This is a genomic window from Roseomonas chloroacetimidivorans (assembly GCF_049629625.1).
Taxonomy (GTDB): domain Bacteria; phylum Pseudomonadota; class Alphaproteobacteria; order Acetobacterales; family Acetobacteraceae; genus Roseomonas; species Roseomonas chloroacetimidivorans.
Genome location: NZ_JBNBZS010000016.1, coordinates 81,422 through 104,217, shown reverse-complemented (window position 1 = coordinate 104,217; position 22,796 = coordinate 81,422). Strand labels below are relative to the sequence as shown.

The following is a 22,796-nucleotide window of genomic DNA, read 5'->3' as shown; positions in this document are numbered from 1 at the left end:
GATCAGCCGCGCGGACGGATGCGTGGCTCCTCCCGCGGACCAGCCTCCTTCGGCCCTAGGGGCAGCCCTGCCGGAACCGCCGGCAGGCGATTGGCCCCGAGCGTCAGGAGGTAGGCGGCGGCGTCCCGCGCTTCTGTATCAGTCAGACCCAAATTGGGCATGGCGTTCCCTGGCAGCATCGCCTGAGGGTCGCGAAGCCAGGCGACGAGATTCTCCGGGGAGTTAGGAAAGCGCCCGGCGAGATATCCTCGCCGTGCCCATTCGTTCAGCGGAGGTGCCGCCCAGGAATTAGCGCCGCGCACGCCTGGGATGACATGGCAGGCGCCGCAGCCAGCCGATCCGATCACCACCCGCCCGCGGTCCGGATTTCCCCCCGTGACGCGAAGGCCCGGCGGCTGTTCACCATCGCATCCCAGAAGAAGCAGAACAAAAGGGAAAAACAAGGCTCGGATGGGAAGCCCCCGTCCCGGCAATGCTGGGCGAACGCCGGAACGCAGGCCCGGTTGCTTATCCAATCTCCGTTTCCGGCGGGGCGTGCGTGCCTTTGGCCACGCCGGCTGGTCGGTCTCTGTGTCGGCCAGGCCGGTGCTGATAACGCACCCCTGGGGCAGGCCCTTGCCGGATCTCCACCGAACCGATCGCAGCAGAGGCGGCCAAGGGGTGTCACAGCCGGATGCCAGTCCTCAAGGTCGAGCTGAGTGCAAATCTCGTGGGAAGGGCTGCCTCGATAGCCGTGGCGGAAACTCGCACCGCGCTTCCGGGGTTGTAGCTGCCTCCGGCGCAGTGGTCCTGCAGGATGCGTACCGAAATCGATTCCCTCGCAAGCGTCATTCGGGAGAGGCGTGCCATCCTGTTCGCGGGCGCGGGACTCTCGATGACCGTTGGCCTGCCATCCTGGCGGCAACTGATCGAACATATGGGGCAGGAGCTCGGTCTCGACCCGGCTTGGTTTCTTAGCGCGGACAGCAGCTATCAGACGCTGGCGGAGTACTACCGGTTGCAGAAAGGCAGCATCGGCCCGCTGCGTAGCTGGATGGACCGAAACTGGAGCGTGTCGGAGGACAGGGTGCGGGCATCTCGTATCCACGAGATCATCGTGCTCCTGGACTTTCCGATCATCTATACCACGAACTACGACGCCAATCTGGAAACTGCGTTCCGTGTTCATGGCCGGGACTATGTTAAGATCGCGAATACACGCGACATCGCGAGCGCCAGTAACAGCAGCACCCAGATCGTCAAGTATCACGGGGACTTCGACGATGACCAGTCATTGGTCATTGCCGAAACCGATTATCTCAACCGGCTGAGCTTCTCCTCTCCTCTTGACATCAAGCTCTGGGCAGATGCGCTGGGCAGGACGCTATTGTTCATCGGCTATAGCATGTCCGACCTGAACATCCGGCTGCTGCTGCACAAGCTCGCCCAGATCTGGCGGGACTCTGGCTATGAGCGGGACCGGCCTGCTCCCTTCGTGTTCATGCCACGCCGCAACGACGTGCAGGAAGCAGTGCTCAGTCAGTGGGGTATCCGCGTCATCACGGGCGATAGCGACGATCCGGAAGCGTCGCTCGCGGGCTTCATGGAGGAGTTGCTGCACCGCGTTCGCGGCGACAAAGAATAGGATCCCTGGCGCGTGCCTAGCGGAGGCGCGCCGCGCCCGCTGGCCTCCTCGGCGGGAAGCCCGGCAGCCCGCGCCTGTTCTCTCATCATGCGCGGCGGCTGGACGAGGTCGGCCAAGCATTCTGCCATGCCTGTGCGGGCCTCATGGTGAGAGGGCCACTCCCGTGACCGGTTATGTCTTCGGCCAGGGCCTGCTCCGCAACCTGTGTCCAGGCGGTGTCGTTGAACGCCCTGCAGCGCGATGCATGGAGGAGGCTCATGGGCCACCGCTACCAGATCCAAGCTACCCGCCGTGGGCTTCTGTTGGGTGCCAGCGCCGCTACCTGCGCCGCTATCCTCCCCGTGGCGGAAGCGGCGGCTCAGAACAGCCCGGCCTCAGTCACGGAATTGATCAAGGACTGGCCGCAGGAGGCGAAGGCTGCTGCGGAGGAGATGCTGCGCAAGTACGGCGCGCCGCAGGAGGTAACCCCCACGCGGCTGCACTGGGAGGCGAACCGCCCGTGGATCCGGAGCGTCGTGCACAAGGCGGGGTTGGAACACGACTTTCCCGCCAAGCACACGGATGTGCTGGAGCAGGCCGTATCCTACCGCGTGCCGCTCAACTTCTTCGAACCGCTTGCGACCTTCAACGGTAGTGTCATACCAGACCGGACGCGGGGAGAGCTGATCGCGCATTGCGATCGGGAGGCAACGAACATCCTGGCATTGAACCTGGCGCACGACATCATCCGCGGCCAGAAGACGGCGGCGCAGGCCCGCGAAGCCATGGCGGCGGGAGTACGAGAAATCCAGGCGGATCGGATCCCGGCCGATGCTCGTGAACTGCGCCTGGGTCCGCCGCAGGGCGATCTCCGGGATCCAGATATACCGGCGGCCAACTCGACCCCAGGGCAGGGTACTGGCACGAGCCCAGCAGTTATACGCTAGCGCCCTCGCCAAGAGGCGGATTTACATTCCGGCGTGATGCGGCCCTGAGGCAATGCGCTTCAGGGCCGCCGGCGCCATACACGCTTCCTTTGCTCCGGCGCTATCCAGCACGAGGCCCCACGCTGACCCCATGCTGCCGCAACAGGCGGCGCCGAGTGCGGCGCCGCCTGTTGCGTTGCTCAGCTGGCCTGCTGGATAGCTGCTTTCACCCGGGGCGGAGTGAACGGTACCGAACGCAGTCGCACCCCGGTCGCATCAAAGACTGCGTTCGAAATGGCGGACGGAATGACCGCCGCGGAAGGCTCACCTGCTCCCCAGGGCTTCTCACCCGGACGGTCGAGAAGCTCGATGGCAATCTCCGGCACTTCCGGGAAGGTGATGACGGGATAGCTGCCCCAGTCCAGGCTTGTTACCATCGAGCGATCCCAGGTCAACTCTTCCTTAAGGGTGCGGCTGATCGTGTGCAGGACATTGCCCTCCACTTGATTCCGCACGCCATCCGGGTTGATCACCTGGCCACAATCATGAACGACGGAGAAGCGCGTCACCCGGATGTCGCCGGTTTCCCGGTTCACCTCGACCTCCGCTACGGCGCCGACATAGGTCCTGTTCAGCTCGTATTTCACATAGCTGACACCGCGGCCTCGGGCGGGTCCGCTGCCCGTGCTGCGCTGCGGCGAAGGGCGGGTCTCCCAGCGTGACAGCACGGCCAGACGACGCAGAAGTTCCAGTCCGCGCTCATCCTTCAGATGCCGCAGGCGGAACTCCAGGGGATCCGCGCCGGCTGCCGCGGCCAGCTCGTCCAGGAAGCACTCATTGGCGAAGGTATTCTGCATCCGCCCAGGCGTGCGGATCCAGGAGGGTTTGAAGAGCGTGTTCTCTAGCCGATGGCAGACCGTATGGATGTTCGGCATGGAGTAGGGCAGGGCCGAGTTCTGGATGATGTTGCCCGGCGCCATCGACTCCTCATGGGGAAGCCCGGCCAACTCCGCCGGCACCAGGGCGACATTGCCGGCAGCACCCTGCGGGACGAAGAACTCGGATTCCCAGGCCACAACATTGCCGTTCGCGTCCAGGGCAGCACGCAGGTCGATCAGGGTAGGTGGGCCCTTCGGATCCCAGCCATGCTCATCCTGCCGCATCCACTGCACGCGCACGGGACGTCCATCGACCGCGCGGGAAAGCAGCGCGGCATCACCCGCGGCGTCCTCATGCCCGTTCCGGCCGTAACAGCCGGATCCTTCGAGGTATATGCAACGGACCTGCTCCTCAGGCATCCGCATCATGGCTGCAAGCTGCTTCCGGAGGTTGTGCGTCATCTGCGACGCGCTCCAGCAGGTCAGCCGCCCGTCCCGGACCTCCGCGACGGCACAAGACGGGCCAAGGGAGCCGTGGGTATGGATGGCGAAGTCATAAGTGGCGGAGAGGCGGCGTGCCGCCCCGCCCATGGCTTCCTTCGTATTGCCGACATTGCTGGTCACATCATCCTTGGCAACACGGGTGTTGCGGACATGCTCCCAAAGCCGGCTCTGCTCCGGCAGCCCTTGCCAGTCCGACCAGCTGGCCTTGATCTCTTGGGCCGCCCGGATCGCACCCCATTCGGTCTCCGCGATCACGCCGAGGAAGTTGCCTTCCCGTACCACCTTCACGAAGCCGGGGATGTTCCGGACCGAGGACTCATCCACCTCCCGTAGCTCGGCCTGCAGCGCCGGTGGTCGGACCACGCGGCCGTGCAGCATGCCCTCGACCTTGAAGTCGTGCATATAGGTAAAGCGACCCGTGGTCTTCTCGGGGATGTCCAGCCGCGGCACGGACTGGCCGACGACCCGGAAGCTGGCCGGGTCCTTGGTGGTGACCTCCTTGTCCACCTTCAGCGAGAAGTTGCGGTCTCCGATCAGCTCCGCATAGCCGATGCCGGGCCCACCCGAGCGCCGCCGCACCGTTCCGTCCTCTACGACCAGCTCCGCCGCCGGAACGCCGAGGCGCTGCGCGGCCGCTTCTACGAGCGCCCGGCGGGCGGTAGCGGCAGCCTGGCGGATCTGCATGCCGCCATTCTGAATTGATAGGCTGCCATAGGTGGGCCCCTGATCGGGTGTCAGGGCCGTGTCGCCCTGGATGAAGGTGATGCGCTCGATTGGTACATCGAGTTCCTCGGCCGCCATCTGGGTCAGGGCGGTCCGTACGCCCGTGCCGAGATCGACCTTGCCGGAGAAGAGCGTGACCTTTCCGTCAGCGCCGATGGCGAGGAAGCCGTCCACGTCGTCGAGCGCGACACTCTTGGCGACAGCAGCGCCGCCAGCCGGGCGGGAAGGGCCCGCAGCGGCTGGCGCTTGCCCGCCCTGCGCCAGGGCGCGTCCCGCGAGCGCAAAGCTGACAATGAGGGATCCGCCTGTCCCGAGGAAGGAGCGGCGTGTGGCAGTGGCCGACATCATGGCTTCGCTCCCCTGATTACAGTGTGCCGGCCGCACGCTTCACGGCCCGGATGATCCGGGCGTGCGTGCCGCAGCGGCATATGTTGTTGGCCAGGGCGTCCCGGATCTGGTCATCCGTGGGCCTGGGAGTCTGCGCGAGAAACGCGGCCGCCTGCATGATCATGCCATTGATGCAGTACCCGCACTGAACCGCCTGTTCGTCCATAAAGGCCTTTTGGACCTGATGCGGGTTCTCGGGCGACCCTAGCCCCTCAAGCGTAACGATCCGCTGGTCCGGGCCGATCGAGGACATCGGCGTGACGCAGGACCGGGCAGCCTCGCCGTCGATATGAACGGTGCAGGTACCACATTGGCCGAGGCCACAGCCGAAACGGGGTCCATGCAGCCCCAGATTGTCCCGCAGGGCATAGAGAAGCGGCATATCAGGATCATCAATGTCAACCGTCGTAGCCCGTCCATTGACGTGTAACGGCACGGAAGTCGGCATGACAGAATCCTCCGGCACCCATGGCCCTGGCTGTCCCAGACCCGGGTGGAACTGCACCACAGAGCGGGTAACGACGAACCTGCCAACCGGTTTTGCAGGCCGGCCTTAGGTGATCATCTGCAACGAGTATGAGCGGCCCACAGGTCTGGAAGGCGGGACCGGCACCGGGGGCGGAACGGTCAGCGGGCGCCTGTCTGCTCCACCTTCGGCGTTTCGTGGCCCTGCGGGCCGCTTCGGAGCAGCGGACCTGCTCTGGAGGGCTCGATCCAAGGTTGCCCGAGACACTCGGAGGTGCAGGTCTTTCCGTTCCTCCAGTTCCGGTCACTCCTCGACAACGTAGCCTGAATCTCGGATCACCGGCTCCCACCGGTTCCGCTCCGTCCGAAGGCGTTCCGCGAACTCCGCCGGGGTGCTGCTGACGGGGTATTGCTCCAGCCGCTGAAGCGCGGCGCGCATCTCCGGCATCGCCCCCACCCGGCCGATTGCGCCATGCAAGGCGGTCACGATCGGCTGCGGCGTGCCTGCCGGCAGAAAGATGCCGTACCATTCCTCGGCCGTCATTTGCGGTAGGCCAAGTTCGCCGAAGCTGGGCACGTCCGGCAGCGTCGGCACACGCTGCGGCATCGTCACGGCCAGTGCCCGCATCCGTCCGGCCCTGTGTTGCTCGGCCCCGGTTCCAAGCACGGCCATATAGGCGGAGATACGCCCGCCATTGAGGTCGGCGAAGGCCATGGCGATTTCGCGATAGGGTACATGCACGAGGTTTAGGCCCAAGGTCTTGGCCATCTGCACGGAGAGAAAGTGTGGCGTGGATCCCGCCGCAGGGCTGGCATAGGGTACTTCGTCCCGGCCCTTGGCCCAATGGATAAACTCGCGGAAGTCGCGCGCGGGGTGATTGGCATCGACCATCCAGACGAAGCCGGTGGAGGACAGCCCCGTAACCGGAATGAAATCACGCTGAGGATCGTAGCGCAGCGTCCGTGTATAGATGAAGGGATAGATCACCATCATCGTCTCGGGCGTCATTAGGAAGGTCGTTCCATCCGAGGGTGCGGCCTTGGCTACCTCGATGCCGATGCGCGCGGCGGCGCCGGGGCGGTTCTCCACAATGACCTGCGGGGCGTAGAGGCCGCGCAGGCGCTCGGCATACAGACGCGCGACCGTGTCCATGACGCCGCCAGCTGAAAAGTTCATGACCAGCCTTGCTGGCCGGCTTAGCGCCTCGGCCGCCGAGGCGCGGCGTGGAAGAGCCGCCGCGCCGCCTATGGCCGCGGCGCCGCCCAGCTCAAGCAGCATTCGACGTGTCACTACATCTGTCATTATCTTTTCCTCCCTGATGTCGAGCGGCTCAGTTGTTCTGGGCGCTTGCTCTTGGTTTCCTCATTCGCTCGGTCTTGGCTGGCCTGAGGCATCCCTGCGCATCGTTCGATCCAGTCCGCCAGCAGTGCTGCGATTTCGTCGCTGTTCCGCTCCAGCATGACCATATGGCCGTTGCCGTGAATGCCAGCCTGCTCCAGCCGCAGATGGTCTGCCGGTACGCCGGCCTGGCGCAGGAAATCGACGACACCATGATCCTCCTGCGCCTTCCAGGACGCCTCCGCGGTGACGACGACGATCGGAATGCCGCTTAGACGCGGAAGCTGCCGCGCCGGCTCCGCCTGCACCATGCAGAGCTTCAGGTCTGCCCCCGGTGCAGCGCGTAGCTCCGGCTGCATGGCGGAAGGATCCGGTGCCGGCGGGTCGAAGGACAGCGGCACTGCGGTCAGTCCCCAGTCAAGCCCGCCGGTCAGTGTTCGGGCAAAGGGCGGACCCAGTGGCTCGATCGCTACGATGGCCTTCACAAATTCGGGCCGGGCGTCTGCGGCGAGCCAGCCAAAAGGCCCGCCCGCCGAATGGGTCAGCAGCACGGCCGGCCCGATCCGGTCCAGCAGCGCCGCGCCACAACGGCGCATGTGCTCATGCACCAGCCTGAGCTCGGCCAGGGAGGCGCCAAGCGGCGCCATGAACTGGTCGAGAACCGGATCCCCTGGTTCCGTCCCGCCAGGCCATTGTGTGTGCAGCCGTGCCTGAGGATAGGAGTCCGGGTACCGTTCTGGAGCGACGAAAAGCTTGAGCAGCGCCTCATAGGTGGGAGGCGGCGTGGCTGGGCCATATATGTCGGCATGGTAGGGCGAGCGCCCCAGGGAGGGGCGGTCCACCACATACACTGCGAAGCCGCGGCGCAGGAAATAGCTCGCCCAGCCGGGCCTGCCATCGGGCGTGGTCAGGTAGTCCGTTCCCTGGCCGCCTCCGCCATGCACGAGCACCAGGGGCAGCGCGTGGCGGCGCTCCGCAGGAAGCTGATACTGGACATACATCTGCCCGGCCGCAGCGGTGCCGTGGGGCAGGGAGGTCCGCGTCACCCCGACCCAGAACCCGCCCTGTTCAGCAATCCGCAGCGGGCCACCACCTTCCGCCATGCCCGTCACTCCGCCCGATAATTGCTCTGGCGAACGATTGGTCCCCACCGGTCGAGCTCGCTTCGGATGCGCTCTGCGAATTCCGCTGGCGAACAGGTGAGGGGACGCTGATCAATGCGAAGCAGCGCCTCTCGCATATCCGGCACAGCAGCTGCTGCCTGAATAGCGGTGCTTAGCGCGCCGACCAGCTCTGGCGACGTTCCGGCGGGAAGAAGTACGCCGTACCATTCCTCGGCCGTAAGCGCGGCGAGGTTCAGGTCGGCGAAGGTGGGCACTTGCGGCACGGCGGCGACGCGCTGCGCTGAACTGACGGCAAGGATGCGGACATAGCCCGAGCGCTGCAACTCCGTCAGGCTGCCGAGCACGCCGCAATACGCGGCGATGCGGCCAGCCTGCAGGTCCGGCAAAGCCCCAGCGGTGCCGCCGCTATAGGAGACGTGTTCGAGGCTGATGCGGAGGGCGAGACCCAGCTGCTCCGCAATGAAATGCGGGGTCGATCCGGCGGCGGGGCTGGCATACGGGATGTCGCCGCGCGTCCGGGCCCAAGCCGCGAAATCCTCCACGTCACGGGCTGGATGCTGGCTGGACACCGCAAAGGCAAAAGCGCTGGCACACAGGCCGCTGACCGGCATCAGGTCGCGTAGCCCGTCATAGCGCAGCGTGCGCGAATAAGTGTGCGGATAGATCGTCAGCATGCTCTCGGGCGTCATCAGCATGGTGGCACCATCTGGCGCGGCGAGCTTAACGGCCTCGACTGCCAGCCGCGCGGCGGCGCCCGGGCGGTTGTCGACAATGACCTGCTGCGCATAGGTACCGCGCAGGCGTTCGGCGTAAAGCCGGGCAATGATGTCCGCAGCGCTGCCGGCAGACCAGCCCGTCACCATGCGCGCGACGCGATCCACCGGGAGCGCTGCGCGCGCCCGGCCCGCGGCCATGTTCCCGGCCAGTAGCGCGCCGGAGCCTAGCGTGCCGCGCCTGGTCATGGCGATGCTCATTATCGTTCCTCCCTTACGTCCTGCCGGCCCCACGGGCCCGGTTCAGAGCCCCCGGAAACCTATCTCTCGCCCCAGATGCGCTCGCGCGATCAGCGTCGCGAAGTCCAGGTATTGGGCGGAGGAGTGCGATCGGTACATCTGCACGTCGCGGAAGTAGCGCTGTAGGCGATTGCCCCTTTTGGTGGCGGAGGAGCTCGCCGCGTGGAACAGCATTTCCACCACGTCGCAGGCCATCCGCCCGGCATGTTGTGCCATGCCGCGCATGCGCAGATTGTCCTCAACGCTGATCGGCGTGCCGTCAGCCGCCCAGCGCTCGCAGAGTTCCATGTAGCGGTCGGCCACGCCGAGCAGCGCCGCTTCAGCCGCATCGACCATACCCAGCGCCATACCTAGAGGCCGTTGCGAGTCCGCATGGTCAACGCGCAGGATGGACGGATCGCTGACCGGACGAGTGGTGTGCAGGATGTTCTCAAACTCGTCGATCGCGGCCCAGGCTGCGCCGACGACAGTGGAAACCAGCGATGCGTGGAAGGGCCCCATCAGCCGACCGAGATACATCGGATTGCCATGGAGCCGTGTGCCCGGCGTGCCCTCCAGCATGTCCTCCGGCCGCGCGAACATGAAATCCTTGGGAATGGTATGATGTTCGGGCACGAAGGCGTCATCGACCCGGATACTGTTCGAGCCGCTGGCCTGCATTCCCAGGGTCTGATCTCCTCCCCAGTCCGGTAGGATTTCGTAGGCGGTACGCGGTACGACGAAGAGCAGGGATGATGGCGGATGGCCTTCCCGCTTCACCAGCGCATGTCCCATGAAATGGGTGGAGAAGGGTGAACCGGAGCAGTAGTTCCAGGTGCCGCTGATGCGGAATCCGCCTTCGGCGGGGGTGGCTGTGCCGAAGGGAACCGCACGGGCCGGGCAGACGAAGAGGCCATCCGGCGCGAAGAGCTCGCGCTGCCCACGTTCAGGCCAGTGTGAGGCCAGCACGAAGGCATGCGAAGCGGCCAGTGTCAGACACCAGCCTACGCCGGGGTGGCCACGGGAGATTTCCACCATCGCCTTGTAGAAGGTACGCATGTCGAACTCGTAGCCGCCAAACCTGCGAGGCTGGGTGATGCGGTAGAAGCCGGCCGCATCAAAGGCGCGGAACAGGTCCTCTCCATACCCTCCGCGCTCATCATTTTCAGCCTGGGCCTCACGCAGCCGGCTGCGCATGGCAGTGGCGCGCGCGATCAGCTCCCGCGGGGTAAGGTGCGGTTCTGGAACGGGAATCTCGGCGGCGGTGGGCCGCAGCGCGGCCGGGACGGCAATGGACATGAAATCCTCCTGGAACCTTCTGATTTCACCAGTGCTGGCATGGCCCAGTGCTTGGAGAGGCGCGGTGCGCCCCCCCCCTGTCCCTGGCTTTGATACGGGGCAGCGTCGCTGTCGGCTCGCCGCAACCATCCCTAAGTCCCGGCGCGCCGTGCCGCGCTAGGGACGACTGCGGGCGTGGCGCACAAACTCGACGAGTTCCCGGTTGAAGCGCGCCGGCTCCTCCCAGAAGGGTGCATGACCGCTGTCGGGATAGAGCGAGAGCCGGGCGCCCGGCACAGTGGCCGCTGTGAAGCGTGCCATGCGCGTGTCGAGGATCCGATCCTTCTCGCCATGTGTGACCAGCACGGGCAGCTGGAGTGTCTTCAGCACCGCTGCATATTCGGCCGGGCGGCCGGCCAGGCCAGCGCGCACGTAGTGCGGCGCCAGCATGTTGAAGGCCAGCATGGTCTGGAAGTCGGCCGGCTCGGGCTGGGTCGCGAAGCACGAGCGCAGGAAGCGGATCGTGCCCTCGATGAAACCGTCAATGCCGGGGGCGAGCATGGCCTGCGGGCCGAGCAGCCCTACATCAGGCCCGAGGAAGGCTGGATCGCCGAGAGCGCTGCTGGCATCCACATAATTGATGCCGGCGAGCGCGCCCGCGCCATAGGCCGTCAGGTAGTCACCCAGGACACGCCCCGCATACGACCAGCCGACGAGTACAGGACGTTGCAGCCCCAGTTCCGTGATCACGCTCCTCACGTCATCGGCCCAGACCTGGCCTGGCTTGTAGAAGGCGTCGCCCTCCGGCTTGGAGCTCATCCCGTGGCCCCGCAGGTCGATCGCGATCATGCGGAACTCCCGGGCGAGCGCCGGATCGCGCAACTGCCGATCCCAGGAGAGGGCTGCCTGGGCGAAACCGTGCAGGAACAGGATAGCCGGGCCTTGAGGGTTGCCGAATTCATACGCCGCCAGCCGCACGCCATCCGGCGAGCGGACGAAGTGTGGCGAATAGGCTGCCCGATCAGCCTTCTCCGGTGGAAGCTGCGCCTGGGCTGCCTGTATGGGCAGGAGTTCGAGACCCATGCCCACCGCTCCCAACCCCATCAGATTGCGCCGGCTCGCGAAACTGCGTTCCATCTCCGTCCTCCCTGCTTCGTCGCCCGGGGCGGTCCGGATGGGCCGCCCCGACACCGATCAGGCTGGCATCTTCGCCTTGAGGGAGGAAGGCGGGACCGTGATCGGCTCCAGCGGCGCGATGATCTCCGCCCGGCGGCTCTCGAACCAGGGCGGCAGCAGTAGTTTCTGGCCCAACTCCCCCGCCGGTTCATCGGCGGTGAACCCGATATCGGAGGTCGCGAACTCGCAGAGAATTCCGCCGGGCGAGCGGCAATAGACGGAGTGGAAGTAGTTCCGATCCTTGGATTCCGAGCAGTCGGTATAGCCCATGCCCACGACCTGCTCGCGGAACTCCATCTGCTCCGCATCGTTCCGCACGGCGAAGGCGACGTGATGCACGGTCCCCTCTCCGAAAGTCCAGCTTCCCTGTGGGACGTCGGGATCGTGGCGGACGATCACGGTGCGGCCCGGCCCGCCCTCCGCAATTTCGAAGCGCTGGTAGCGCTCGTCCTCGGCGGTCTTGCGGAAGCCCACCGCATCCACGAGGAAACGCTCCTGCTCCACCCGGTCCCGCACGGACATGGTCACGGCGTTGAAGCCGCGAACCGAGTCCTTCTCCTCGATCTCCTCGGTGGTCCAGCCGGCGCGGTTATCGCGGTTATCGCCGACCATCTCGAACTCCAGGCCGGAGGGATGCTCGAAGCGGATCACAGGCTGGTCCAGACGCTGCCGTATGCCGTCATTCACGACACCCAGGCGTTCGAGCCGCCGGGCCCAGAAATCCAACGCGTCCTCGGCCACGGAATAGCCGGTTACAGCCACCTGGCCTGTGCCCTTCCGGCCCCGGATCCCCGCTTGCCGATAAGGGAAGGTGGTCATAATGGTGCCGATCTCGGCGTCCCGGTTGCCGTAATACAGGTGGTAGATCGGCGTGGTTCCGTCGAACAGCACGGTCTGCTTCACCATGCGCTGTCCGATGATCCGGGTGAAGAAGTCGATGTCCTCCTGCGCCCGGCCGACGCATGAGGTGACATGGTGAATCCCGGTCACATAGTTCTTGTCCATTGTTTCCTCCGCCATGGCCTTCTGGCCTTGATGCGAAGGCTAGGCAAAAAGTGTCACGCGCGGCCTGCATGAACCGCGCATCTTTCCGTCACGAAACGCTCGTTCTCCCCTCCTGGGTCCTAGCGGGACTGCCGGCGGAAAGAGGCTGGCGTGGTCCCCGTTACCCGCCGGAAGAAGCGGGTGAGGTGCTCCTGGCTTGCGAAGCCGCATTCCAGCGCGATCTCCGCGACGGGCAGGTCGGACCTGGCGAGTAGCCTGCGGGCGGCCTCGATCCGCAGTTGGATCAGATATTGATGCGGCGGCTTCCCCAGAACCTGGCGGAAGCGCCGCGTGAGTTGAACCGGGCCGCAGGAGGTGACCGAGGCGATCTCTGCCAAGGTAAGGGGGCGCTGAAGGTTAGCGCGCATGAAGCCAATTGCCGGCGCGATGTCGCGTGCCGTGGCCTTCGGTGCGGGAGCCGGGACGGCCGGACTGCTGGAGTGATGCCGGACCAGCCGCGCTGCGATGGCAGCCGCCAGATGGTCAACATAGCAGCTGTTCGCCGGATGCTCATCCGCAAGCACATCGCTGACGGCGAGGAGAAGGCGTGTCAACGCTGGGTCCGTATCCCCGAACCGAGGGATGATCTCCAGACCGGCAGGATTGCGAACTCCGCATTCCCCTGCCACGCCGCGCAGAACCTCGTCGGAGAGATAGAGGTGCAGGCTTTGTAGAGGGGCGCGCAGGCGGACGCTGAACTGCGTTCCGCCAGGGATAATATGGGTACCCCCCTGTGGAATGAGGGAGGTGCCACGCCCCTGAGGAAGCTCCCGCTCCACCGGAACAGGACCGTCCATATGCAGCACGAGCAGATGATCCGGCACGCTCGGGCAGTCGTGCTCATAGGGCTGCTCACGTTGCGTTGAGGCGTGCAGCGATCGCCAGCCCTGGGTATGGCTAGATATCTGTTCGGTCACCCCGGCGCGCGAAAGCATGCCATGCGCCAGGCTGGAGGCATAGGGCTGCGTTGCTGCCATCATTGTTTGTGCCCGCCGTGCTGTCGCGATGATGGCGTGATATATTACACAACGCCAGCGCATTGATCCGGCGGCCCGCGCCATGCCCCCGGCCCGGACGGAGCCACGCGGAGGAGCTCCCGCGGGCCGGGAACAAGATCCGGTGCCCGCGCGAGGACTAGTGCCGAGAAAGGCGCAGTGGCGGTTCTCCTGGCCCGCCTGGTCTGGGAACGGCCTCCCCGGCGAGTACGGTCCTGGACCGTCGGCTCCGCGCCGCAGGGGCCAGATCAGGCGCCCGGGCGTGCCCCAGGTGTCATCCGACTGAGACGCCATCTCACCCGGAGATCAGGGGCACGGCGCGGGGTGCATGGCTGCCGCATCATGGCTGACCGGCCCGCGCCAGCAGGTCCTGTAGACGGTCCTGCTGGTAGAGCAGCTCGGCTACAAGCGGCGCGTGCTCCACCCGTCGGCCGTTCTGCACCTCCATCTCCAGCAAACCGTTCGGGCAGTAGCGGTCGTCGGCCCAGCCGGGATGGCTCAGTACGGGATAGAGACAAACCCCCTCTAGTGGAACCCCGTCGCGCATCGCCTCCCAGACCTCCATGCAAACATGGCGCAGCCAGGCTGCGCGCAGTTCGCCTTCGATACTTGTTTCGGCCAGGAAGATGGGGCGGCGATAGCGCGCATGGACATCGGCCAGCAGCCGGCGCAGAGGGCGCGCGCGCGGGTCGAAGGGGGAGAGGGTAGGGCCCTCGCACAGCCATTGCGCGCCCGCGAGCTGTGGCCGGGCGCAGAGCCACTGGTTATTCCAGTAATAGTTCACGCCCACTACGTCGAGCAGATCGGGTTTCCCCCCCAGTTCCGGGGCCAGCTTTCCGGTCAGCATTTCCCAGGCCTGGAACTGGGCCTCGAGATGGGCCCTGGCGGGCCCAGGATCGGCGCCGGAGGGGGACGCGATATGAATTACCGGTTCCGCGGTCATGATCCGCGCTCCAGGCGCCGCCTCGCGGATGGACTGGATGGAGGCGATGGCCGCGCGTACGAGCTGACGCTTTAATTCGCCCCCGCGGCCGCGAACCATGGGATTCATCAGCGCCATGTCGCCTCCCGCCCAGGCGAGATACGAGATCTCGTTGATGGGGCAAACCATTGGCGGGCGGCCGGTCTCCTCCAGGTGCAGACGGCTGAATGCCGCGGCATAGCGGGCGAGGCGTTCGACGAAAGCGGCCGAGAACACGTCCAGCCCATCCGGCCAGCCATAATGGCAGAGATCCCACAGGACCTGCATGCCCTCGGCCTCCGCTGCGCGCAGCATTGGAAGCGCAGAGGACCAATCATAGTCGCCGGCCGCGGCAGCCTCGATCAGATGCCAGCGCAGGCCGTCCCGCACTGTTCGAATGCGATGCGAGGCAAGTTGGCCATAGTCAGACCGAGCTAGCCGATCGTGCCCGGTGGCGGCGATGAGGTCGAGACGCCGCCCGTCAGCACGCCGATGGGTAGAGCACTCAAATCCGCCGAGGAAGAAGCTCTGGAATAGGGTGGGGCGGAACGCTGGAAGAGAGCGGGGAAGCTGGGTCGCCGCAGGCGCGATGGCTTTCGACTGACCGACAGCTCCGGTCACGGAAGCCAGCGCCGCAGTCCCCCCGGCCAGGAGCTGGCGCCTCAGGCGGTTCGTGGACATCGTTCCGTCGCGTCCTCCTCTGCTTTCCGAATGGAAAGCTCAGGCGGCGCGCGCGTTGCAGGGCGAGGCTGATTTAATCAAAACCCCAGGAACAGCACTCGAGATCCGGAACGAGCCGTAGATGTGGCCGGACGAGAATGCGAGACGACGCTGCTGCCCAAGCCTCTGACAGATCCCTTCTCGGCATCCAACTTCTGTTAAGACCTTCCCCGGTACTGTGCTTCTCGCGAACCCAAAAAGGAGTCGCGTGATGCGGAGAACACCCGACCGGAGCGCCCGCGCTTCGGGCCCTGCCGGCGATCAAGAGCATGGCGAAGGCCGTGACCTGAACGGCTCACGTCCTCGCTCGGAGCCGCTAGTCGCGCAGCCCTCGCCAGGTCGCAACCGTGATCTGCTGACCTGGGCCCTGATCTCGCTAGACCAAAATAGCACTTCCCCGCACTGCATGGGGAGCGACCCGACAGTCCTCTCCTGGCTCTCCGTGGTCGTGCAGGGGACACAGCGTATTCCGTCGGACGCGGAGCGCGAAGTGATCATCGCGGCCATGGTCCACACCGTGCCCGCAGGCCACCACAAGCTCAGGGCGCAACACGAATCATCCTGTACGCGCCGTCGTCAGGATTCTTATTCCCGCACGCCACGTGGCCGACATAGGTCCGAGTTGGGGCCTCGGGGCCTCGAAATACGCCGCCTCCGGGCAGAGCGAGCGCTAGCTCCAGAATGATCGATGCGGGCCAAGCCACCAAAGGCGGAGCTTCAGAGAAGCGAGCGCCGATATCGAAGCGGGATCAAGCCATGAAGCCGATACCGAACAATGTAGTTGCTTTCACCGGGGACAACCTGAACGACATCCTCGCCGTGCAAAGTGCCCGTTTCATGGAAGTGCTCCGGCCCTTTGGATATGTTGGTCACGTGCTTGATCTTCGGGCCCCGGATACCAGCCAGCGACTCACCGAGCTCGTGATCGAAGGCATTGCTTTCGCCTGGGGTTATGCCGGCGTCGGAGCCCGCCTGGGATCCGGCAATCAGAACTTCTGGGCATCCATCAAGGTTCCGTTCGTCTCCGTCCTGGCCGATCCGCCGTTCTGGATGGCCCGGAACCATCAAGTGCCCTCGAGCTGGGTTGTAAACGGATATGTTTACAAAGATTGGCTCACCTTTCAGAAGAAATACATTCGCTCGCCGCAAATCTCGAGCCTGCTGCCCATGGGCGTGCTGCCCAATCCGGACCGAGCATCCATACCCTGGGAGCGTCGCCCGGTCGCCATGGCCTACGTCAAAACGGGAAGCGACCCACAAAAGTTGGTGGCAGCATGGGAGCGTCTGCCAGCGCGCCTGAACAAGGCGCTGCGGGAGGCGGCAAGGATCCTGACCGATCAACCCACGGGCGACCTGGTCACCGTTGCCACGGCGACCTTCCGGGCCGTTGGCCTGCACATTGAGGAGAGCCGAGCGATGCTGTTCGGTATGCTCAACGAGCTTGACCTGTACATTCGAGCGGTCCGTGCGACGAGAGTTGCCCGTGCGCTGCTTCCATTGCCGGTCGAAATCTATGGAGGCGGATGGGACTACCTGTGTCAGGAGACCGAGGGCGCGCGAGCGGTGTTCCGGCCCGCATTCCACGCCTCCAAGCTGGATGTGCTCTTTGCGAGGTCCCGGTGGTTGGTGAACTCAACCCCCAACTTTTCGACAGGAGCTCACGAGCGCGTCTTGCGAGGGTTCGCCGCGGGTTGCGCGGTCGCGTCCGATCTCAACGACTATGCTCGCTCTAATCTCTCCCGCCTGCCTGCCTTCTGCGGCTTCGAGTGGAACAGTCCGGGGCTAACGGACCAGATAGCGGAGGCGCTCGCGTGTAAATCTCTTGATCAGAGTGCACTCGACCAGGGCACCCAGTTCGTCGAGCAGCATTTCAGCCCACTCGCCTTCATGCGTTCTGTCGCGGAGCTCGCCGATGCGGCAAGGGCAAATGAGGCTTTCGCTGAATTCAGTCCTGAGGCTGCCCAATGAGCCAAAGCGCATTTACCGCGTCCGAGTCAGGGAAGCCCGATTACCCAACCCTGAACTACGACAGCTGGGCGAGATCCGTCTCGCGGGACAATCTTTGGGGCCAAGTCCGCAGAACTGTCGGGGGTAAGCCCGTTTCGCCCTCTGACATTGCGGCAATCGTCAGCAAGATCGACGAAGCACTTAGCCTCGAAAGGCACGACGTGCTCATTGACTTTGCATGCGGCAATGGCGCGCTGGCAAGTCACCTCTTTAGCAGGGTGGGCGGCTATCTCGGATCGGACATTTCACCCTACCTCATCGGTATAGCGAAGGAAAGGTTTGCAGACGCCCGGAACGGCATCAACTTCCGGGTGTCTGGGGCCGCGGATCATGTCTTGTCAGAATCCGACCCTGACCATTTCACCAAGGCGCTCTGCTACGGGTCCTTTGCTTACCTCAGCGACGACGAGGCCTGGTGCTTGCTCGACGGAGTTTACCGCCGCTTCCCCAGGATCTCTCGCCTCTTCGTCGGGAACCTTCCTGATCGGGACAGGGCTTGCAGCTTCTACGGCGAGCAGATGCCGTCCGCCGCTGAGATGGCGGATCCCTCATCCCGCATCGGCATCTGGCGGAGCAGGTCAGACATCACGTACCTGGCTGAGCAGGCAGGATGGTCCGTCTCGCTTTCCACCATGCCAACGCCCTTCTTCGCGGCCCATTACAGATTCGATGCCCTTTTTACACGCTTGCCTCCCGGCCCGGGCAGCGCGACAGCCCGGGGGTGCTAGTGGTGAAGCAGCAGCAAATAGCTGGGCGCTCTGCCGCTTCTAGCCGGGCGAGGCTCTTTGATCGGCCGCGGTCCACGTCGAACCTCGTGCCTCCTGATCGGGATATCCTACTCGCCCACCTGGAAATGCTCTTCGAACCGGACGGCGAAGCTCGCCTGGTGCGTCTTATGGAGCGTCGCTTCGCGGAGTTCCACGAGGTTCCCCACTGCGTGGCCTATTCGAACGGGTTCTGGGCCCTCGTCTCCTGCGTCCGCGCCTGCGCAATACCAGGGCGGAGTGAGATCGTCCTGCCCTCCCTGACCTATCGCCGCATGGCCGACGTGGCGGCGTGGGCCGGCTTGAAGCCGCGCTTCTGCGAGGTGGACGAAGCGACCCTCGCAGCTACGCCCGCGACAGTGCAGCCGTGCCTGACCAGCGAATCTGCCCTAATTCTGGGAGTGCATCCAATCGTCGGGGTCTGCGACGTCGCTGGCCTGATGGAGCTTGGCGGCCGGAAGGGGATCCCGGTTCTGTTCGACGCTGTCGAGTCAGCGTTCGAGGTGATTCCGGAAGGGCGCGTAGGCCAGTTTGGCGAGGCGGAGGTCTTCTCCCTTCATGCAAGTAAGCTCATCAACGGATTTGAGGGTGGATTTGTAACAACCCTATGTGCCGATCTGGCTTCCAGGCTCCGCCGGATTCGTGACCATGGAACCAGCGCAGGCGGTCCTGGCTTTGGTCTCAACGCTAGGCTCAGTGGGCTTCATGCCGCGGCCGCGCTTGCCTCCCTCGACGGCGTCGAGAACCAATTGCAGCACAACCGAGAAATCTATGGGAGTTATGTCTCGCTTTTTAAGGACATCCGTGGAATTCGGGTTGTTCCGTTCGGAGGAGCTCAGCGGACATCGTTCAAGAATGTCCTGGTCGAGCTTGACCTTAGTGAATGGCCGCTATCCCGAGACGAGACGGTCCGGATTCTGAACGACCAGGGTGCGCTGGCGCGCGCCTATTACGCTCCCCCTCTACATCAAAAGCGAATGACTTATCCTCACGTGCCGGCGGTCCTTACGACGACGGATGCGCTTGCGCAGCGATACATTCTCATGCCCTGCGGGCATCATGTCTCTCCAGGTGACGTAGCACTTCTCGCCCGGTTCCTGGCCCATCTGGCTGGCGGAAGAAGCATTCATGCTGCCTTGAATGCTGCTGCCATGGTCGCCGAAGCATGAGTCAGTTGCAAAAGACCATGAACATCCTCCGGCCTGGAAAGAAGCCGGCGTTCTCTCGGCCGCTGGGTGGAGGACGCCCATGGTTCCCATCCAAGAGCGCGCTCCATGACGCCTGTACGGCGATTCTAGACCGTCAATGGTACACCAATCAGGGGCCGCTGGCGCAGGAACTCGAGCGACGCATCGAGGGGATGCTCGGTGTGCAGCACGCCATATGCGTCACCAGCGCATCGATCGGACTCTTGATGGCTGCCGAGGTGCACGCACAGCCCGGCAGCGGAATCGTGATCTCCGCCGCAGCTAGGCCAGCCGCCTACGAGTCGCTCTCCTGGACCAACCGAACGGCTGTTTGCTGTGACATCGATCCCGACACCCTGATCCCGAACCGGTCCCAGCTGTGGGCCAGAACTCCGCGGAGTGTGGAAACAGTCCGAGGAGTGCTGGCGGCGAGACCCTGGGGGATGCCCGGTGACACGCAAGGAATGATGGCCGAAGCCGCTCGCCTGCGCGTGCCGATATGGTTCGATTCTTCCGACTGCTTCGGCGTCACGTTGCCCAATGGAAGGCCCGTAGGAAGCGCGGGATCCTGCGAGGTATTTTCCTTCGGCCGGAACCGGATGATCACTGCCACTGAGGGTGGCTGCATCACGACGAACGACGATGATCTAGCGGACCGGCTGCGTAACATCCGCTCAAGCTATGGCGCCGGCCGCCAGGTCGCCGTCCATCGAACGGCGAATGGCCGGATGTCGGAGCTACAAGCCGCTGTCGCACTTCTGTCACTGGACGACTGGGGGGCGAACCGGTCGCATGCTGCGGAAATTCGTGCTGCTTACACGTCGGGCCTAAGCGGGATCGGTGTAATCAGGCAGTTAGACACAGACGCCGGGAGGCCTGGGCAGAGCTATCACCATATCATCCGCCTGGAAGACCCGGAGGGCAGAATCTCCGCGCCGACGCTTCTTCGCGGGTTGAGGGCCGAGAACATCGTGGCGAGGCGGATCTTGGACCCGGAAAGGGTGCTGGAGCGCGAACCTCGATCTGAGGAAGCACCGTTACCGGGGGCGCGCGCGGCTGCTGCGTCGGCCATTGCCCTTCCGGTCGGTACAGGAGTTCGGGTTGAGGATGCTAAGCGTGTCTGTGATGTGATCCATCAGCTGCTCAGCAAAACGCCGGATCCTCTCACCCAGGCGGAGGAGGCTTGATAGATGCGCCTCGGGATCATGCAACCCTACTTCTTTCCGCACGCTGGCCACTTTGGCTTGATTGCATCAGTTGACGAGTGGGTTGTCTTTGACGTCACGCAATATACTCCGAAGGCTTGGTTGAATAGGAACAGGGTTCTTCATCCCCGTGGCGGACTGAATTGGATCACTGTTCCGCTAAGCAACTCGTCAATCTCGATTTCCATCAAAGACGCCCAGATCCTGGACCCGTCGGCAGCAAGGGCCTCGATCTTGGGCAAGCTTACTCACTACAAGCCCCATGTCAGGAAGGCCCGATACGATACGGCTTGCGGGCTCGTCGAGGCCGCATTCGCGGATACCCTGGACAAGTCTCTGGTACGCCTTAACACTCGCGGACTGGAGGAAGCCTGCAAGGTACTGCAGTTTCCGTTCCGTCACCGCGTTTGCTCGTCACTGTACTTGGACTTGCCGGATCGGCCGGGACCCGGCGGCTGGGCTCCCGCGCTTTGTTCGCAGCTCGGCGCGACCTCCTATGTTAATCCGGCTGGAGGAAGAGCGCTCTTTGATCCCGGGGCCTTCCAGGCGATCGGCGTGGAACTTCTCTTCGCCGAAACGACGTTATGGAACTATTCCACGGGTCCATATGTCGGACAAAAGGGTCTAAGTATTCTGGATCTGCTTCTATGGGCGGATAGGTCGGAGGTGGCAGACAGGATTTGTAGCGGCACCGCTCTAACTTCGGCCCTGACTTAAGGCCTGTCTATCTCCAGGGGGCCGGCGACCCGGGGCCAGTACGGATATCATCGCAGCTGGGGCCATTACGCCACCTCGGGCGCCATCAGGCTTTCGCCGGGCTGGAGGCGGCTGAAGCGCACAGGCTTCCAGTCGAGCGCGATCTCCTGTTCGTGCAGGGTCGCACTGGTGAAGCGTAGCCCACCTTCCATCGGCGCAGTCGCGGGAAAATCGTCGCGGAAATGCGCGCCACGGCTTTCCCGTCGTGCTTGTGCCGCGGCGACGATCACGCGGCTGACAAGGATAAGGCTCTTCAGGTTCAGCCAGTCATGCCAAGTCAGGTTGAAGGCAGTACCACCGGTCACTCCCGTGCGGTCCACGGCCTCCTCCAGGCTCCGCAGCTCCGTGGCCGCCTCAGAAAGGCGTTGGGCGTCACGCAGAATGCCGGCCTTGTTCCACATGAGATCGTGTAACGTGTCGCGCAGCGGTGTCAGTCGACCGGCTGGTCGGCCAAACGGGGCAAGGAGTCCTTCGCGCGCCGCCTCCAGCTCTGGTCTGCCGGGTTCGATGAAGTGCCCCTCGCGCGGCGCCCACTCGCCGATTGAGTCCCCGGCGATACCACCGAACACTGTCGAGTTCGCAACGCCATTACCGCCAAGCCGGTTAGCTCCGTGAACGCCGCCGGTATCTTCCCCCGCCGCGAAGAGGCCTGGCAGGTCCGTGGAGCCGTCCACGGCAAATTCGACCCCGCCCATCATGTAATGTGCGGTCGGTACCACTTCGACCAGGCCTTCGGCCAGATCAAAGCCGCAGTCACCGCAGCGATCCACCATGCCCTTGAACATCTGTCGGACTTTGTCCGGGCCAAGATGGCTCATCTGAATCCAGACGCCGCCATTCGGTGTGGTGTTGCCGGCCAGCATCTCGCGGTACACGGAGCGACTGACGATGTCGCGCGTCGCTCGCTCGTTACGACCGTCATATTTGTGCATGAAGCGCTGACCGTCGCCGCCCAACAGGTAGCCGCCGGCGCCGCGGAGACCTTCCTCCAAGACCGTCCCGGTCATACGCGTTTCCGCGCCGGCGAGCAGGCCGGTAGGATGGAACTGAACCATCTCCATGTCACGAAGGGCAAGGCCGGCCTGCAGTGCCATCGCCATTCCGTCACAGGACTTGTCACCAGAGGGAGTGTGATAGCGGTACATTGTTGGCCCTCCGCCAGTGCCGAGCAGCACGGCGCGTGCCTGAACGAAGACCAGCTCGCCGCTGCGCATGTCCACAAGCAATACGCCGGAGAGGCGGGATCCATCGGCGCTGCGAATGAGAGCGGACGCACGATGCTCTTCCAACCGGCGCACACCTCGCGCCCAGACCTGCTCGGCAAGCCGATTGACGATATCTATCCCGGTCAGGTCGCCCTTGTGAACGGTGCGGTCGAAGGTCTGCCCGGCAAAGGCCTTCTGGTGCACTGTGCCGTCGGGATTGCGATCGAAGAAGCAACCCCACTCATTCTCCAGCTCACGGATCCGGCGCTGCGCGCCCGTCACCAGGGTCCAGGCGAGATCCTGGTCATTGAGCCACTTGCCGCCCTCAAGCGTGTCCATGAAGTGGCGCTCCGCGGAATCACCTTGGGCGAGCGCAACGTTATAACCACCCTGGACCATGCGGGTGCACCCGCATTTTCCGAGCAGCCCCTTGACGGCAATGGTGACCTCCAGGTCCGGTGCCGTACGCTTTGCATGCAGCGCGGCCAGCAGACCGGCTCCGCCGGAGCCGAGGATCAGCACATCGGTGCGCATCCGGCGGATGCCGGGGAGGGATC

The 22,796-nt window shown here is 64.4% G+C and carries 19 protein-coding genes; 7 read left to right on the top strand and 12 right to left on the bottom strand.

Annotation, left to right across the window (positions count from 1 at the left end):
• Window positions 1-2: 2 nt before the first annotated feature.
• Window positions 3-347 (bottom strand): c-type cytochrome, encoded by a 345-nt coding sequence (locus tag ACO1BU_RS14265; RefSeq protein WP_424136626.1) that lies wholly within the window; start codon window positions 345-347, stop codon window positions 3-5.
• 449 nt (window positions 348-796) lie between these two features.
• Here ACO1BU_RS14265 and ACO1BU_RS14260 point away from each other — a divergent pair, with 449 nt between their 5' ends.
• Both ACO1BU_RS14260 and ACO1BU_RS14255 read left to right on the top strand, forming a co-directional pair.
• Window positions 797-1,624: an SIR2 family NAD-dependent protein deacylase gene (locus ACO1BU_RS14260; protein ID WP_424136625.1), complete on the top strand. Its 828-nt coding sequence runs from the start codon at window positions 797-799 to the stop codon at window positions 1,622-1,624.
• A 257-nt stretch (window positions 1,625-1,881) separates the two neighbouring features.
• On the top strand, window positions 1,882-2,550 hold the full coding sequence (locus ACO1BU_RS14255; RefSeq protein WP_424136624.1) for a hypothetical protein: 669 nt from the start codon (window positions 1,882-1,884) through the stop codon (window positions 2,548-2,550).
• Between the two features lie 179 nt (window positions 2,551-2,729).
• On the opposite strand, the gene ACO1BU_RS14250 is transcribed toward ACO1BU_RS14255, so the two are convergent.
• The 10 genes from ACO1BU_RS14250 to ACO1BU_RS14205 form a co-directional block, all read right to left on the bottom strand.
• A complete protein-coding gene (locus tag ACO1BU_RS14250; RefSeq protein ID WP_424136623.1) occupies window positions 2,730-4,982 on the bottom strand; it encodes a xanthine dehydrogenase family protein molybdopterin-binding subunit in 2,253 nt (750 codons plus the stop codon).
• Between the two features lie 16 nt (window positions 4,983-4,998).
• Complete coding sequence (locus ACO1BU_RS14245; RefSeq protein WP_424136622.1) at window positions 4,999-5,469, bottom strand: (2Fe-2S)-binding protein; 471 nt, start codon at window positions 5,467-5,469, stop codon at window positions 4,999-5,001.
• Window positions 5,470-5,790: 321 nt separating this feature from the next.
• A complete protein-coding gene (locus ACO1BU_RS14240) occupies window positions 5,791-6,789 on the bottom strand; it encodes a Bug family tripartite tricarboxylate transporter substrate binding protein (RefSeq protein ID WP_424136621.1) in 999 nt (332 codons plus the stop codon).
• Entirely contained in the window at window positions 6,789-7,928 is a 1,140-nt protein-coding gene (locus tag ACO1BU_RS14235; protein WP_424136620.1) for an alpha/beta hydrolase, read from the bottom strand. The genes ACO1BU_RS14240 and ACO1BU_RS14235 overlap by 1 nt, the downstream gene beginning before the upstream one ends.
• A gap of 5 nt (window positions 7,929-7,933) precedes the next feature.
• The gene (locus ACO1BU_RS14230; protein WP_424136619.1) at window positions 7,934-8,923 is read right to left on the bottom strand and encodes a tripartite tricarboxylate transporter substrate-binding protein; all 990 of its coding nucleotides are present in this window, start codon (window positions 8,921-8,923) and stop codon (window positions 7,934-7,936) included.
• A 42-nt stretch (window positions 8,924-8,965) separates the two neighbouring features.
• The gene (locus ACO1BU_RS14225; RefSeq protein ID WP_424136618.1) at window positions 8,966-10,240 is read right to left on the bottom strand and encodes an acyl-CoA dehydrogenase family protein; all 1,275 of its coding nucleotides are present in this window, start codon (window positions 10,238-10,240) and stop codon (window positions 8,966-8,968) included.
• Between the two features lie 156 nt (window positions 10,241-10,396).
• The gene (locus tag ACO1BU_RS14220; protein WP_424136617.1) at window positions 10,397-11,356 is read right to left on the bottom strand and encodes an alpha/beta fold hydrolase; all 960 of its coding nucleotides are present in this window, start codon (window positions 11,354-11,356) and stop codon (window positions 10,397-10,399) included.
• A 57-nt stretch (window positions 11,357-11,413) separates the two neighbouring features.
• Window positions 11,414-12,400 carry a ring-cleaving dioxygenase gene (locus ACO1BU_RS14215; protein WP_424136616.1) on the bottom strand — a complete coding sequence of 329 codons (987 nt, stop codon included), beginning with the start codon at window positions 12,398-12,400 and terminating at the stop codon, window positions 11,414-11,416.
• 119 nt (window positions 12,401-12,519) lie between these two features.
• On the bottom strand, window positions 12,520-13,419 hold the full coding sequence (locus tag ACO1BU_RS14210) for a helix-turn-helix domain-containing protein (protein ID WP_424136615.1): 900 nt from the start codon (window positions 13,417-13,419) through the stop codon (window positions 12,520-12,522).
• 355 nt (window positions 13,420-13,774) lie between these two features.
• Window positions 13,775-15,076 (bottom strand): glycoside hydrolase family 1 protein, encoded by a 1,302-nt coding sequence (locus ACO1BU_RS14205; protein ID WP_424136614.1) that lies wholly within the window; start codon window positions 15,074-15,076, stop codon window positions 13,775-13,777.
• A gap of 720 nt (window positions 15,077-15,796) precedes the next feature.
• Here ACO1BU_RS14205 and ACO1BU_RS14200 point away from each other — a divergent pair.
• The 5 genes from ACO1BU_RS14200 (at window position 15,797) to ACO1BU_RS14180 (ending at window position 20,995) form a co-directional block, all read left to right on the top strand.
• On the top strand, window positions 15,797-17,083 hold the full coding sequence (locus ACO1BU_RS14200; RefSeq protein ID WP_424136613.1) for a hypothetical protein: 1,287 nt from the start codon (window positions 15,797-15,799) through the stop codon (window positions 17,081-17,083).
• Window positions 17,080-17,850, top strand: coding sequence for a class I SAM-dependent methyltransferase (locus ACO1BU_RS14195; RefSeq protein ID WP_424136612.1), 771 nt, complete (start codon window positions 17,080-17,082; stop codon window positions 17,848-17,850). Before ACO1BU_RS14200 ends, ACO1BU_RS14195 begins: the two co-directional genes overlap by 4 nt.
• Window positions 17,851-17,975: 125 nt before the next feature.
• A complete protein-coding gene (locus ACO1BU_RS14190) occupies window positions 17,976-19,055 on the top strand; it encodes an aminotransferase class I/II-fold pyridoxal phosphate-dependent enzyme (protein WP_424136611.1) in 1,080 nt (359 codons plus the stop codon).
• Between the two features lie 17 nt (window positions 19,056-19,072).
• Window positions 19,073-20,260, top strand: a complete 1,188-nt coding sequence (locus tag ACO1BU_RS14185) for a DegT/DnrJ/EryC1/StrS family aminotransferase (protein WP_424136610.1) — start codon at window positions 19,073-19,075, stop codon at window positions 20,258-20,260.
• A 3-nt stretch (window positions 20,261-20,263) separates the two neighbouring features.
• A complete protein-coding gene (locus tag ACO1BU_RS14180; protein WP_424136609.1) occupies window positions 20,264-20,995 on the top strand; it encodes a WbqC family protein in 732 nt (243 codons plus the stop codon).
• A 65-nt stretch (window positions 20,996-21,060) separates the two neighbouring features.
• On the opposite strand, the gene ACO1BU_RS14175 is transcribed toward ACO1BU_RS14180, so the two are convergent.
• Window positions 21,061-22,773 (bottom strand): L-aspartate oxidase, encoded by a 1,713-nt coding sequence (locus ACO1BU_RS14175; RefSeq protein WP_424136608.1) that lies wholly within the window; start codon window positions 22,771-22,773, stop codon window positions 21,061-21,063.
• Between the last annotated feature and the right edge of the window lie 23 nt (window positions 22,774-22,796).